The following is a 13000-nucleotide window of genomic DNA, read 5'->3' as shown; positions in this document are numbered from 1 at the left end:
TCATGCGACCGGTTCGATGGTGGCCAGGACGATGCCGTTGTCCCAGACCTTCCAGGAGGCGGGCAGCGCGTACTTGTTCTCGTTCGTCGGCCAGCCGGTGGCGCGGCTGGTGTTGAACTCGGTGAGCAGCGAGTTCACGTAGATCGGGATGTACGGCAGGTCGCGGGTGATCTCCTTCTGGATGATCGTGTACTGCTCCCGCTGCGCGGCCTCGTCGTTGGTGCCGGCCGCGATCTCCACCGCCCTGTCCACCACCGGGTTGCTGTAGCGCGAGTAGTTCCCGCTGGTGCCGGCGGCCTCACCGACCTTCGCGGTGGTCACCGTGGCGTACTTCGGCTGGTAGGTGTAGTAGGGGTTGGCGCTGGCGCCGAGCCCGATCGAGTCCAGCGACAGCTGGTACCTGCCCTGCACCTGGTTGTTGTTCCACTCGTTCCAGGACAGCTGGGTCGGCTTCAGCTCGATGCCGACCTCCTTGAGCTGCTGGGCCATCGCGTCGTTGAGCGAGATGAAGTCGCTCCAGCCGGTCACGGTCTGGATGGTCAACGACAACTTCTGACCGTTTTTGGTACGGATACCGTCGGCGCCCTTGACCCACCCGCCGTCGTCGAGGATCTGGTTCGCCTTCGCCACGTCCGGGGTGCCGGGGATGGTCACCTGGGACGGGTCGGCGATCCACTTCTTGTCCCGCTCCGGCAGCAGCAGCGTCGGTGAGGCGGTTGCCGCGAAACCGCCGCCGGCCAGCTTGTTCAGCTGGTCCCGGTTGAGTGCGTGGTGGATCGCCTGGCGCACGGCGGTGTCGGTCTGCGGCCCGGTGCAGCCCAGCTCCTTGTTCGCGCACGTGAAGATCGAGGCGGTGAGCACCGGCGTGTTCACGTACGACAGGTCCTTGTGGTTCTGCAGCAGTTGCTCCAGGCCGGGCAGGAAGCTGCTCATCCAGTCGACCTGACCGGCGGTGAGCGCGGCGCTGGCGGCGTCGGCGGTGGCCAGCGAGATGTACCTGACGTTCTGGATCTTCGGTTTGCCGGCCTGCCAGTAGTTCGGGTTCTTCTGCAGCACGTAGCTCTGCGACGAGAACGTCTTCAGGGTGAACGGGCCGGTGCCGATCGGGTTCTGGTTGATCGTCTTCGCCGGGTCGTCGATCTTGCTCCAGACGTGCTCCGGGATGATCGGCGTGTAGCCGACGATCGAGGCCTCGTCGGTGAACGACTTGTTCTTGAAGGTCAGCACGGCGGTGGTGTCGCTCTTGGCCACCGAGCTGGTCAGGGTCAGGCCGGTGGCGTTGATCGCCTTGTTCTTCATGATCAGGTCGAAGGTGAACGCCACGTCCTTGGCCGAGAACGGCTGCCCGTCCGACCACTTCACGCCCTCGCGGGTGGTGATGGTCAGCTCGGTGCCGTCGGCGTTCCACGCGGCGGCGGTGCCGAGCATCGGCTGGCGCTCCGCCTCGGTGGCCACGTTGTACCAGAACAGGGCCTCGTAGAGCGGGCCCTGGGTGGGCTGCAGCTGGGTCGGGGAGAACGGATTCCAGTTCTCCACGATGGTGCCGTTGGCACCGTTGAAGATGGTGATCGAACTGTCGCCGGCTTTGCCGGTCTTGTCACTGTCGGGACTGGAGCAGGCGGCGAGGACGAGGGTCACGGCGGCCAGTGCCGTGGCGGCACGCCTGGCCCGTGGGGGGAGGAATGGCATCGGGGATTCCCTCCGTCGGATCGATCGACGGCGCCATTATTAAGCTGCTTAAGTTTGCGATGTCAAGGCCGCGTCTGCCCAGCTGTGGATAACTTTCTGATCGATATCGGTCAAACTACTGACGCACGCGGACGGACAGGCAGGTCACACAGCCTTCGAGCTTCTGGTACTCACTGATATCCACAGGGACCACTCGCAGGCCGCGGGACCGGAGGATAGATTCGGTCTCCGGCGCACGGTCGCTCATCAGCACGGTGTCGTCGTCCAGGACCACCACGTGGGCGCCCGGCTCCTCGGGCACGTCCAGGAAACAGGGGAAGAGCGATGGGTCGTCGACCAGCGGGCCGTAACCGATGATCGTCCCGTCCGGCAGGGCGGTCAGGGCGCTCTTGAGGTGCAGCGCCTTCGTGACCGGCACGGCGACGACGGTCCAGCCGCGCGGTCGCAGGATGCGCCGCAGCTGGTCGATCGCGGACCTGTCGGAGGTGCCGCCCAGGCCGACGTAGACGGTGCGGCCGACCTTGAGCACGTCGCCGCCGTCCAGATGCCCCTCGGTCAGCGCCAGCGGTTCGAGGCCGAGTTCGCGCAGTTTGCGTCCGGTGCCGGCGACCTCGGCGTGGCGGGCCGCGCGGGACGGGTTCGTCAGCACCGCGACCGGCCCGAACATGACCACGGTGTCCTCGACGAACACCGAGTCCGGCAGGGTGTCGTCGGCGTCCACCTCCACGGTCGGCCAGCCGTTGGCCTCCAGGGCCGCGACGTAGGCCGCCCACTGCCGGCGCGCCAGTTCCAGGTCCACGGGCCGGCGCTCGACGAAGGTGACCATTCCGTCGGCGAGGCTCTCGGCGGGCTTGCGGACCAGGGCGAACCGCTTGCTCATGGCGTTCTCCTCCCGGCGCCGCCACACGGCGCGCCACCGAGATCCATGGTCGCACCGGACCGGCTGCCATCCGCTGCCCTGGCAGCCGCCCTTTGCCCTGGCGACTTTCCGCCCACCTCGCGGCTTTCTGCTCATTTCGCGGCTTTCCGCCCTCCTGGCGGCCCGCCAACCCTCCTCACGTCTCACCGCCGCCCCGGCTTTCCGCGCTCGTTACGGCTCACCGCTCCCCTTACGGCTTTCCGCCCTCGTTACGGCCCACAGCCGCCCTGGCGGCTTTCCGCCCTCGTTATGGCCCGCCGCTCCCCTTACGGCTTCCGCTCTCCTCGCGGCTCACTGCCGCCCTGGCGGCTTCCGCCCTCATCACGGCTCACCGCTCTCCTCGCGGCTCACCGCCGTCCTCGCGGCCCTCCCCCCTCCTCCTCGGCGGCGGGTCGGCTGCCGGTCAGGGCAGTAGGAGGGTGAGCGCGGTGGCGGGGAGCAGGGTGGCCGGCAGGGACCAGCGGACGGCGGTGAGCACGGCCTGGCCGCCGCTGGTGAGGCCGTCTACGCCGTCGAGGAAGCAGAGGACGCCGGCTGTCGTCGCGAACATCCGCGCGGTGGGCCACACCCGGCCGGTCCCGGTCCCAGTCCCAGTCCCAGTCCCAGGCCCAGGCCCAGGCCCAGGCCCGGCCGCGGGACCGTCGGCCGCGCCGGTGCCGGTGCCGGGGACCTCGCTGAGGCGCACCTCGGCGATCAGCGTGTGCGCCCAGGACCACCCGGCTGGGCGCACAACCTAGTCGATCGGCTCGCACGCCTCCAGCCAGGCGGCGGGCACGGCGTCCAGGCCGGTGCGGGCGGCGACGATCCCGCCGACGATGGCGCAGGTGGTGTCGGTGTCGCCGCCGGCGCTCGCGGTGGCCCACAGGGCTTCCGGCAGGTCGTCGAGGTGGGCCGCGGCGCACCAGATCGTGAAGGGGACGGTGTCGACGGCGGAGATCTGCTCGCCGCAGCCGACCATCGCGGCCACGTGGCGCGGGTCGGCGGTGAGCGCGACCCGGGACACCCGCCGCAGCCGGGAGGCGACCTCGCTGTCCGGGGTGCGGGCCGCCGTCGCGGTGATCAGCAGGCCGGCGTCGATGCCGGTGACGCTCAGGGCCGCCGCGATCGCCACCGCCACCGCGCCGGCCACCGCCTCCGGGTGGGCGTGGGTGACCTGCGCCGAGCGGCCGGCCTCCTCCGCGACCGTGTCGAGATCGCCGGCGAACCAGGCGCCCAACGGCGCGACCCGCATCGCCGCGCCGTTGCCCCAGGACCCCATGCCACCGAACTTGCGCCGGGTCACCTCGGGCCACGGCTCACCCCGGCCGAGGGAGCGCAGCACCTCGTGCATTGACCCGCCGTACGACCGATACGGATCAGCGGCGTAGGAGTCGGCGAACGCCGTCGCCAGCGCGTCCTGGTCGACGTGCCCGTGCTGTCGCAGGACGCCCAGCAGCGCGAGTGCCATCGCGGTGTCGTCGGTCCACGGCCACGGGCCGTCCGCCACCCGGCGTTCACCGAGCGCGGCGGTCACCTGATCGGACGGCTGGAGCAGCCAGGACTCCCCGAAGGCGTCGCCCAGGGCGAGACCCCGCATCGCCGTCGACGCGGCGGCAGCGTTCGTGTTCACCGGCGTCACGGTACGCCGCGGATGCCGTTGCGGAAGTTCGGCGGCACCCGCGGCGGGACGTGCTCAGGACAGTGCGAGATCCGTACTCGGGAAGGGGTTGAAAGAGGGGTTGACGTCTGTTTCCCCGCCCGCGCCGTCACAGCGCCGGTCGGGGTTGAACAGCAGGTAGGTGCCCGTGGAGCAGGCGAAGGCGATCTCGGCGTCACCGCCGACGACGATGCTGCCGGACAGGTTGGCGCCGCCCTGGATCAGGGCGTTGTCCTTGACCACCGCGTTGCCGCCGACGGTGCCGCCGTTGACCCAGCCCAGGCCCTCGATGCGGGCGTTGCCGGTGACGGTTCCGGCCATCACCGCGGCTTTCGGGCCGACGTACGCGGTGGCGGCCACACTGGCGTTGCCGGCCACCCAGCCGCCGCCGTTGGAGTGCCAGCGCCCGCCGTTGGTGGCGGCCGGTTTGACGTATCCGGGTTCGAAACCGGACGGGGTGGCTCCGGAGACGCGGAACTCGTACGGGAACCGTCGTGCCTTGGTGTAGCCGTCGAGGAAGGCGTAGTGCGGCACGGCGCTCGGGGTGCCGGTCACCACCAGCCACACCTCGGTCTCGCCGGACTGCAGCGGGAAGTCGATCTGCGCGTCCGTGCCGGTCTTGAGCGCCGAGTAACGCGGGACGCCGTTCTTGACCGCGACCAGCCCGAACGTCCAGCCGGTGGCCCCGGTCTCGGCGTGTCCTTTGAGGCGCAGCTTCACGGTGCTGCCGGACGGCACCAGCTTGATCTTGTTGAAGCCGTAGTCGGAGGGCGCGACCCGGGCGTTGATCCGGTAGTGGCTCAGGCTCTGGTCGACGGCTTCGACGTTGCCGCCGTTGTAGGCACTGTTGAGGAACCCGGCGCCGTAGACGTTGGTGATGAACGGCATCAGGGTCGGCCGGTTGCCGAAGTCGTAGGTGACCGTGCGGGTGGCGTACTCACCGATCCGGCGGTTGAGTTCGGTCTGGTCGATGCCGGCGATCCGGCGGTAGACCTCGAGCGGGTGCTCGTTGCTGCGGGCCTCGTTCCAGATCCGGTTGAACATGCCCAGGCCGTCCCGGTCCTTGATGTACTGCGCGAGCATCCAGTTGCCGTAGTGGTGCCGGCTGGAGCTGTAGTACAGGTTCTCCGAGCGCAGCCAGCGGGACAGGTCGCCGGCCGCGGTGGTGGGCAGTGTCTGCATGGCCATGAACTCGGCGCTGGTCTCCCAGAACGTGCCCGCCGACGCGTCGGTGAACCCGTACCCGCTGCGCCCGAGGAACGTGTAGTTCTGGAAGACGTGGGCCAGTTCGTGGGCGAGGCCCCAGGATCCGGGCAGGGCCGCGCCGGGCGCCACGTTGATCACGCCGACCCGGCCGTCGACCGAGCCGCCGGTGGCCCAGGCGTTGAGTTCGGCGCGGTTCCAGGTGTTGGTCACGATCACGATGATCTTGTGTTGGGCGAGCAGCCCGGTCTCCGGCGTGAACTGCATGGTGTTCACGTAGAAGCTGTACAGGTTCTCCAGCTGGCTGATGATGTTGTCGGGGTCGAAGTTGTAGGGGGACGGGGCCGTTTTGGGGCTGGTGCCCGATTTCTCACCCCAGAGCAGAATGAAGTTGGTCGATTCCTTGCTGCGGTCGGCGGTCCACGGGACCTCGCCGGTCTGGGTCCAGCGGGCGGGGATGTAGACGGTCTTGGCCGCGGCGTTCGCCGTCGGCATGACCTGGGGGATCACGCTGGCGCCGGCCAGCAGGACGAATGCACAAGCGATGATGAACCAGGACTTGTGCCGCGAATTTCTTCGGGGGATCGGCATGGAACGGACAATAGACCAATTCTGGGAACGCTCCCAGGTCTCGTCGAGAAAAGTGTCGGAGGGTCCTGCTAGCTTTCCGGCACTGCTAGAGGGGGAGTCCCGATGACCATCCATCACTTTCTGACGACGTTCGCGGGCCTGCCCGTCGTGGCCGTGGAGGACGACGACCGTCCCGCCGACCCGTCCGCCGTGGCCTGGCGCATCGACCTGGAGTACGAGGCCGAGGAGGGCGAGCTGCAGCGGGCCTTCGACAGGCTGCTGGAGCGCACCGGCCCGGCCGGCCCGACCGCGCTGATCATCGGCGAGTGGGGCGAGGCCTACGACACCCAGTTCCCCGCCGAGCTGCTGATCGGCAACGCCGGGCGGCTCACCGGGCTGCGGTCGCTGTTCGTCGGCGAGATGAGCTACGAGCAGTGCGAGATCTCCTGGATCAACCAGGGCGACTACCAGCCGCTGCTCGCCGCGTTCCCGGCGCTGGAGCGGCTCTGGATCCGCGGCGCGCAGGGGCTGGCGTTCAGCCCGCTGCGTCACGAGGGCCTGCGGGAGCTGGTGATCCAGAGCGGCGGGCTGAGCACCCCGGTGCTGACCGGCATCCTCGCCTGCGACCTGCCCAACCTGAGTCGTCTGGAGCTGTGGCTGGGCGTGGACAACTACGGCGGCGACATCACCGTCGACGACCTGGCCCCGATCCTGTCCGGCCGCGCCTTCCCCGCCCTCACCCACCTGGGCCTGTGCAACTCGGAGATCGCCGAGGACCTGGCGGCGGCCGTCGCGTCGGCGCCGGTGGTGGCCCGGCTGGACTCGCTGGCCCTGTCGCTGGGCGTGCTCGGTGACGCGGGCGCCGAGTCGCTGCTGGCCGGGCAGCCGCTCACCCACCTGACCGCGCTCGACCTGCACCACCACTTCATGACCAAGGAGATGGCCCAGCGGGTCGTCGACGAGCTGCCCGGGGTCGCCGTCGACGTCTCCGACCCACAGGACGAGACACGGCACGGCCGCTACACGGTGGTGGCCGAGTAAGGTGCGCCTCGCCGTCGTCGGCATCCCGGAGAACCGCCGGGTCGCCCTGTTCCGTGCCGCCGCCGAGCGGGCCGGCCTCCCGCCGCCGGAGGTCTTCGGCTGGCGCGACGTGCTGACCACCGGCCGGGTGCCCGGGCCGGGCACGCTGGTCCGTATCGACTCCCCCGGTGAGGATCCGGAGGTCGACCGGCTGCTGCGCGAGCTGGGCAGCGGCCGCCCGGCCGAGGTCGCCGAGCACGGCCGGATCACCGGCGCGGCCGACTGGTTCGCCGGGCTGCGGGCCGCCCTGGCCCGGATCGAGGCGGGCGGCGGGCGGCTGCTCAACCAGCCCGCCGACATCCTGACCATGACCGACAAGCCGCGCTGTCACGCGCTGCTGTCGGCGGCCGGTGTGCCGGTCCCGGAGGCGTTCGGCCCGGTCGGCGGCTGGGCGGCGCTGCGCGCCAGCGGCTGGCGCCGGTTCTTCGTCAAGCCGTCGCACGGCTCGTCGGCGTCCGGGGTGATGGCGGTCGCCGTCGCCGGGCCGAAGGTAACCGCGGTCACCTCGGTCGAGGTCAGCGGCGGGTCGCTGTTCAACAATCTGGCAGTACGCCGGTATGCCGACGAGGAGGTCGTCGCGTCGATCGTCGACCTGCTGGCCCCGGACGGGCTGCACGTGGAGCGCTGGTTCCCGAAAGCCGGGCTCGGCGGCCGGGTCCTCGACCTGCGGGTGGTGGTGATCGCCGGCCGGGCCCGGCACGTGGTGGTGCGCACCAGCACGACCCCGATGACGAACCTGCACCTGGGCAACGCCCGGGGTGACGTGGCCGCGGTCCGGGCAGCCGCCGGGGAGCGCGAGTGGGCCGCGGCGATGGCGACGTGCGAGCGGGCGGCCGCGTGTTTCCCGCAGACCCTGCAGGTCGGGGTGGACCTGATGTTCGGTGTCGGGTGGCGGCGGCACGCGGTGGCCGAGGTGAACGCGTTCGGTGACCTGCTGCCCGGGGTGCTGGCCGACGGGCAGGACACCTATGACGCGCAGGTGGCCGCATGCGTGCGCTGATCGGCACCCATGACCTGCTGTTCGTCACCCTGGACACGCTGCGGTACGACGCGGCAGTCGCCGCCGACACCCCCACGCTGGCGTCGGTGCTGCCCGGCGGGGCCTGGCAGCGGCGGCACACGCCGGCCTCGTTCACCTACGCGGCGCATCACGCGTTCTTCGCGGGTTTCCTGCCGACCCCGGTGACGCCGGGGCCGCACGAGCGGCTGTTCGCGGCCCGGTTCGGCGGCAGCGAGAGCAGCGGCCCGCGGACCTACGTGTTCGACCATCCGGATCTGCCGACCGCGCTGGCCGCCGAGGGTTACCACACGGTCTGCCTGGGCGGGGTCGGCTTCTTCAACCCGGCCGCGCCCCTGGGCCGGGTGCTGCCGGGGCTGTTCGCCGAGTCGCACTGGGAGCCGGCGTTCGGTGTGACCGCGCCGGACTGTGTGGGCGCCCAGCTCGACCGGCTGGAGAAGATCATCGGCGAGCTGCCGCCGTCGAGACCGCTGTTCACGTTCCTCAACGTGGCCGCGATGCACCAGCCCAACCGGCACTACGTCCCCGGCGCCGCCGAGGACGGCCTGTCCACCCACACGGCCGCCCTGGAGTACGTCGACGGGCGACTCGGACGGCTCTTCGACCTGGTCAGCGGCCGTGGACGGCCCTGCCAGGTGATCATCTGCTCGGACCACGGAACCCTCTACGGCGAGGACGGTCACGTCGGCCACCGGGTCGCCCACGAGGCCGTGTGGACCGTGCCCTACGCCGACTTCATCCTGGGAGCGCCATGAACCTCGACGACTCTCCCTACCAGGGGTACCTGTACGCGTACCCGCACAAGACCGCCTACCGTCGTCTGGAACCGCGGCCCACCCTCACCGACGTGTGGCAGGCCGAAGGGCAGGACTCGCTCTTCGGGTACGTGCATCTGCCGTTCTGTGAGATGCGCTGCGGATTCTGCAACCTCTTCACCCGGGCCAACCCGCCGGAGGAGCAGGTCACGGCGTACCTGAAACAGCTGCGCCGGCAGGCCTCGGCGGTTCGGGACAGCCTCTCCCCCGGCGCGGTCTTCTCCCGCGTCGCCATCGGCGGCGGCACCCCCACCTACCTGACCGCGCCCGAGCTGGAGACGCTGTTCGGCATCGTGCACGACACGTTCGGGGCCACACCGGTGCCACTGTCGGTGGAGACGTCACCGGCGACCGCCACCCCCGACCGGCTGGCCGTGCTCGCCGAGCATCAGACCACCCGGATCAGCATGGGCGTGCAGTCCTTCCTCGACCCCGAGGCGCACGCCGCCGGGCGGCCGCAACAGCTGACCGAGGTGCTCGGCGCGCTGCAGGCCATCCGGGACGCGCGGATCCCGGTCCTCAACATCGACCTGATCTACGGCATCGACGGGCAGACCCCGCAGAGCTGGCAGCACTCCCTCGACGAGGCGCTGAAATGGCACCCCGAGGAGCTGTACCTGTACCCGCTGTACGTGCGGCCACTGACCGGGCTCGGGCGGCGGGCCCACGCGCGCGCCGACTGGGACCGGCAGCGCCAGGAGCTGTACCGGCAGGCGGTCGAGGTGCTCACCGCCGCGGGCTACGTGCGGCATTCGATGCGCCAGTTCCGGCGGGCCGACGCCCCACAGCCGGACGGCCCGGACTACTGCTGCCAGGACGACGGCATGGTCGGGCTGGGGTGCGGGGCCCGGTCGTACACCACGTCGCTGCACTACTCGTTCGACTACGCGGTGGCGGTGTCCGAGGTGCGCGCGGTGATCGACGACTACCTGTCGCGGCCGGCCGACGACTTCCGGTTCGCCGAGATCGGCTTCCACCTGGACGCGGTCGAGCAACGACGGCGCTGGCTGCTGAAATCGCTGCTGCGGGCCGACGGGGTGGACGCGGCCGCCTACCGGCAGCGGTTCGGGACCACCCACGACGACGACTTCCCGCAGCTCGCCGAGCTGGAGTCGCGGGGCTGGTTGGACGCCTCGCGCACCACGCTGACCTCGGCGGGGCTGGCACAGTCCGACACGATCGGGCCGTGGCTGGTGTCCGGGACGGTTCGGGCGGCGATGACGGCGTACGTGGCCCGATGAACGATCTCTACGTGCTCTACCGGGGGCCGCTCGCCAGCTGCAACTACGACTGTCCGTACTGCCCATTCGCCAAGAAGGTCGACCCGCCGGACCTGCTGCGCGCCGACCGGGCCGACCTGGAACGGTTCGTCGGCTGGGTCACCGCGACCACCGACCGGCGGCTGTCGATCCTGTTCACGCCGTGGGGCGAAGGCCTGACCCGGTCCTGGTACCGGGACGCCGTCGTGCGGCTCTCGCACCAGCCGCACGTGGCCCGGGTCGCGATCCAGACCAACCTGGCCGCCCGCACCGGCTGGCTCGCCGACGCGAACCCGCAGGTGGCGGCGTTGTGGACCACCTACCATCCGGGGCAGGTGACCCGGGAGCGGTTCCTGGCCCGCTGCCGGGAACTCGACACCCTCGGCATCCGTTACTCGGTCGGGGTCGTCGGGTTTCCCGAGCATCACGCCGAGGCGGTGGCGCTGCGCGAAGCCCTCTCCCCCGGCGTCTACCTGTGGATCAACGCCGCCGAAGGGCACGTCTACACCTCCGAGGAGGAGACGCTGTGGACGGCGCTGGACCCGCTCTTCGGCGACAGTGTCCGGCCGCATCCGTCGCTCGGCCGGCCCTGCCACGCCGGCGAGACGGCCATCTCGGTCCTCGGCGACGGCACGGTCCGGCGGTGCCACTTCATCAAGACACCGATCGGCAATCTGTACGACGGGAGCTGGCGCGCCGGGCTGCAACCACGTGACTGCACCAATTCCCGGTGCGACTGCCACATCGGGTACGTGCACCTGAAACCGCTGAACCTGCGGGACGTCTATGCCGACGGGCTACTCGAGCGGATCCCCGGCCTTCGCCCCGGGAAATCGCTCCTGCAGATACAGCAGCGTCCACCCGTAAGCGATCGGCAGGCCTAGCGGCGCCACCAGCGTGACCAGGTCACCGGCCACCAGCGCGAGCAGCACCGTGGCGAGCAGCACGGCGACCACAAGGGTGATCGCCACCAGCCAGAGGATCACCATCCAGCCGGTGCCGACCCGGGCGTCCCGGCGCAGCGCGACAGGCGTCTGCACCAGGGCTCCGGCCACCAGCCAGACCAGACTGACGGTGATGATGCCCAGGCCGTCCGGGCGCAACGCCTCCTGCAAGGTCCGCCACGGCTCACCGGCGTCGAGTGCGGTGACGTGGGCTCCGGCGGCGATACCGGCGGCGAGTGCGACCGGGACGGCCAGCCAGCGTGCGACAGTCATCAGGGGTTCCTCAGGGCTTTCTCAGGCCATCGGGTTCCAGTCCTCCGGCGGCGGGAACCGTCCGTGCAGACGGCGCAGCACCCACGCGTAGAAGAACAGCAGGATCAGGAAGAATCCGGCACCGACCGTAGCCGGATCGACGAACCGGGCCAGCTGCGCCAGCAGCAGCGCGACGACCAGCACCACGACGCCGCTGATGCCCAGATGGCGCGGGTTGATCTGGTTCCACAGCAGGACGGCCACAAAACGACGGCGGAGCAGGTAGATCAGGACCGACGGCAGACCGACGATGACGCCGACCGCCACGATCTTCATCGTTCCGGGCGGGATCAGCACCGGCAGCATGTAGCGGTTCGCCTGATGGAACAGGATCGGGGCGAAGAACATCCACGCGAGCACCCAGCTCAGCAGCATCACCAGGTTGATCATGAAGTCGATTGGGGGTGCGGAAGGGGGTCAGCCACGGTGAACAGCGACGGCAGCCAGAGCAGAAGGCCGAGCAGCCAGGCGTACTCGGAGACGACACCGTTGTCCGCGTAATAGCGTCCCGCATCCTCACCGGGCGATGCGCCTGTGGCCTGCGTCCTATCTGCTCCATCCCAGGACCGGACGTGCGCCCTCCGCAATTGAGTTGTCACCACCCGCCGACCGCACCAGCATGGTCGCCATGACGGAGGGCACACCCAGGTCGCCGCTGCAGGCCTGTTCGCCACCCGCCAACATGCACGGCGGGCTACCACCGGCCGGATTGCAAGGCGGTATACCCTCGGCCCGGATACAGGGCGGCCTAACACCAGCCGTAATGCAAGGCGGTTTGCCACCGGCCCGGATGCAAGGCGGTCTACCACCGGCCGGGGTGCTGACCGGAGCTGTCGTCGAGGTCGCCTGTGACGAGTCCGGGTTCTCCGGGACCAATCTGCTCCGCTCGACCGAGCCGGTGATCACCCACGCGAGCACCGACCTGACCCCGGACGAAGCGCACGCCCTGATCACCGAGTTGCGAACCGAGTTCCGCCTGTCACCGCACGAGCTGAAGTCCGGTCACTTCCTCCGGCGCGCCGGTGCCGTATCCGCCGCCGCATGGTTCCTGGCGCGCCTGCCCGGACGCGCCCGGGTACACCTGATCGACAAGGAGTTCTTCCTGGTCACCCGGGTCATCGACCTGCTGCTGAACGAGCCTTCCTACACGGCCGGAACCCACCTGACCGCTGCGACCCGGGCTGACGCCGAGGCCCTGTACCACGCCGCCCGCCCAGCCGAAGCCCAGTGGACCCCGTTCCTGGTCGCCTTCGAGGACCTGGTCCGCCCCAAACGCCGCACACCCAACGCCGCGGCGATCACCCGTTTCCTCCAGGCCCGAGACGCCCTCCTCGAGGTCACCCGAACCCGGCCCGGCCCCACACCCCCGTCTCCCGGCCCGAACACCACCGTCGCCCTGCGCAAAGAAGGCACCGCCGTTGCCCCGCGCACGGACACCGCCGCTGCGCCGCGTGCCAACACCGCCACCGCCGCGCCGCGTGCTGGCGCCACCGCCGCGCCGCGTGCTGGCGCCACCGCCGCGCCGCGTGCTGGCGCCACCGCTGCGCCGCGTGCT

General features: G+C 70.3%; 12 protein-coding genes and 1 pseudogene. 6 read left to right on the top strand and 7 right to left on the bottom strand.

Going from position 1 to position 13000, the window contains the following annotated elements; translation table 11 throughout:
* The 5 genes from Aco03nite_RS25465 to Aco03nite_RS25445 all read right to left on the bottom strand — a co-directional run bounded on the left by Aco03nite_RS25465 (position 1) and on the right by Aco03nite_RS25445 (position 6038).
* Complete coding sequence (locus tag Aco03nite_RS25465; protein WP_203798606.1) at positions 1–1689, bottom strand: ABC transporter substrate-binding protein; 1689 nt, start codon at positions 1687–1689, stop codon at positions 1–3.
* 115 nt (positions 1690–1804) lie between these two features.
* Positions 1805–2569: a dimethylargininase gene (gene ddaH, locus Aco03nite_RS25460; RefSeq protein ID WP_203798605.1), complete on the bottom strand. Its 765-nt coding sequence runs from the start codon at positions 2567–2569 to the stop codon at positions 1805–1807.
* 442 nt (positions 2570–3011) lie between these two features.
* On the bottom strand, positions 3012–3176 hold the full coding sequence (locus Aco03nite_RS25455) for a hypothetical protein (protein ID WP_203798604.1): 165 nt from the start codon (positions 3174–3176) through the stop codon (positions 3012–3014).
* Positions 3177–3341: 165 nt separating this feature from the next.
* A complete protein-coding gene (locus tag Aco03nite_RS25450; RefSeq protein WP_239145419.1) occupies positions 3342–4217 on the bottom strand; it encodes an ADP-ribosylglycohydrolase family protein in 876 nt (291 codons plus the stop codon).
* A gap of 63 nt (positions 4218–4280) precedes the next feature.
* Positions 4281–6038: a DUF6055 domain-containing protein gene (locus Aco03nite_RS25445; RefSeq protein ID WP_203798602.1), complete on the bottom strand. Its 1758-nt coding sequence runs from the start codon at positions 6036–6038 to the stop codon at positions 4281–4283.
* A gap of 102 nt (positions 6039–6140) precedes the next feature.
* Between Aco03nite_RS25445 and Aco03nite_RS25440 the strand changes: the two genes are divergently transcribed.
* Genes Aco03nite_RS25440 through Aco03nite_RS25420 form a run of 5 tightly spaced genes read left to right on the top strand, consistent with a single transcriptional unit; the run spans position 6141 to position 11073 of the window.
* Complete coding sequence (locus tag Aco03nite_RS25440; protein WP_203798600.1) at positions 6141–7058, top strand: STM4015 family protein; 918 nt, start codon at positions 6141–6143, stop codon at positions 7056–7058.
* Between the two features lies 1 nt (position 7059).
* Entirely contained in the window at positions 7060–8097 is a 1038-nt protein-coding gene (locus Aco03nite_RS25435) for an STM4014 family protein (protein ID WP_203798598.1), read from the top strand.
* On the top strand, positions 8085–8870 hold the full coding sequence (locus Aco03nite_RS25430) for an STM4013/SEN3800 family hydrolase (RefSeq protein WP_203798596.1): 786 nt from the start codon (positions 8085–8087) through the stop codon (positions 8868–8870). The genes Aco03nite_RS25435 and Aco03nite_RS25430 overlap by 13 nt, the downstream gene beginning before the upstream one ends.
* Positions 8867–10171: an STM4012 family radical SAM protein gene (locus tag Aco03nite_RS25425; RefSeq protein ID WP_203798594.1), complete on the top strand. Its 1305-nt coding sequence runs from the start codon at positions 8867–8869 to the stop codon at positions 10169–10171. The genes Aco03nite_RS25430 and Aco03nite_RS25425 overlap by 4 nt, the downstream gene beginning before the upstream one ends.
* Complete coding sequence (locus tag Aco03nite_RS25420; protein ID WP_203798593.1) at positions 10168–11073, top strand: STM4011 family radical SAM protein; 906 nt, start codon at positions 10168–10170, stop codon at positions 11071–11073. The genes Aco03nite_RS25425 and Aco03nite_RS25420 overlap by 4 nt, the downstream gene beginning before the upstream one ends.
* On the opposite strand, the gene Aco03nite_RS25415 is transcribed toward Aco03nite_RS25420, so the two are convergent.
* Positions 10987–11406, bottom strand: a complete 420-nt coding sequence (locus Aco03nite_RS25415) for a hypothetical protein (RefSeq protein ID WP_203798592.1) — start codon at positions 11404–11406, stop codon at positions 10987–10989. The two genes, Aco03nite_RS25420 and Aco03nite_RS25415, sit on opposite strands and share 87 nt — an antisense overlap.
* A gap of 21 nt (positions 11407–11427) precedes the next feature.
* Positions 11428–11835 (bottom strand): hypothetical protein, encoded by a 408-nt coding sequence (locus tag Aco03nite_RS25410; RefSeq protein WP_203798591.1) that lies wholly within the window; start codon positions 11833–11835, stop codon positions 11428–11430.
* 427 nt (positions 11836–12262) lie between these two features.
* On the opposite strand from Aco03nite_RS25410, the pseudogene Aco03nite_RS25405 reads away from it, so the two are divergent.
* Positions 12263–13000, top strand: a pseudogene (locus Aco03nite_RS25405) (hypothetical protein); the annotation flags it as partial.

Origin of the sequence: Actinoplanes couchii (assembly GCF_016862075.1) — a bacterium.
Lineage (GTDB): Bacteria > Actinomycetota > Actinomycetes > Mycobacteriales > Micromonosporaceae > Actinoplanes > Actinoplanes couchii.
The sequence above is the reverse complement of the archived record's forward strand: the minus strand, read 5'-3'. Positions and strand labels throughout refer to the sequence as shown.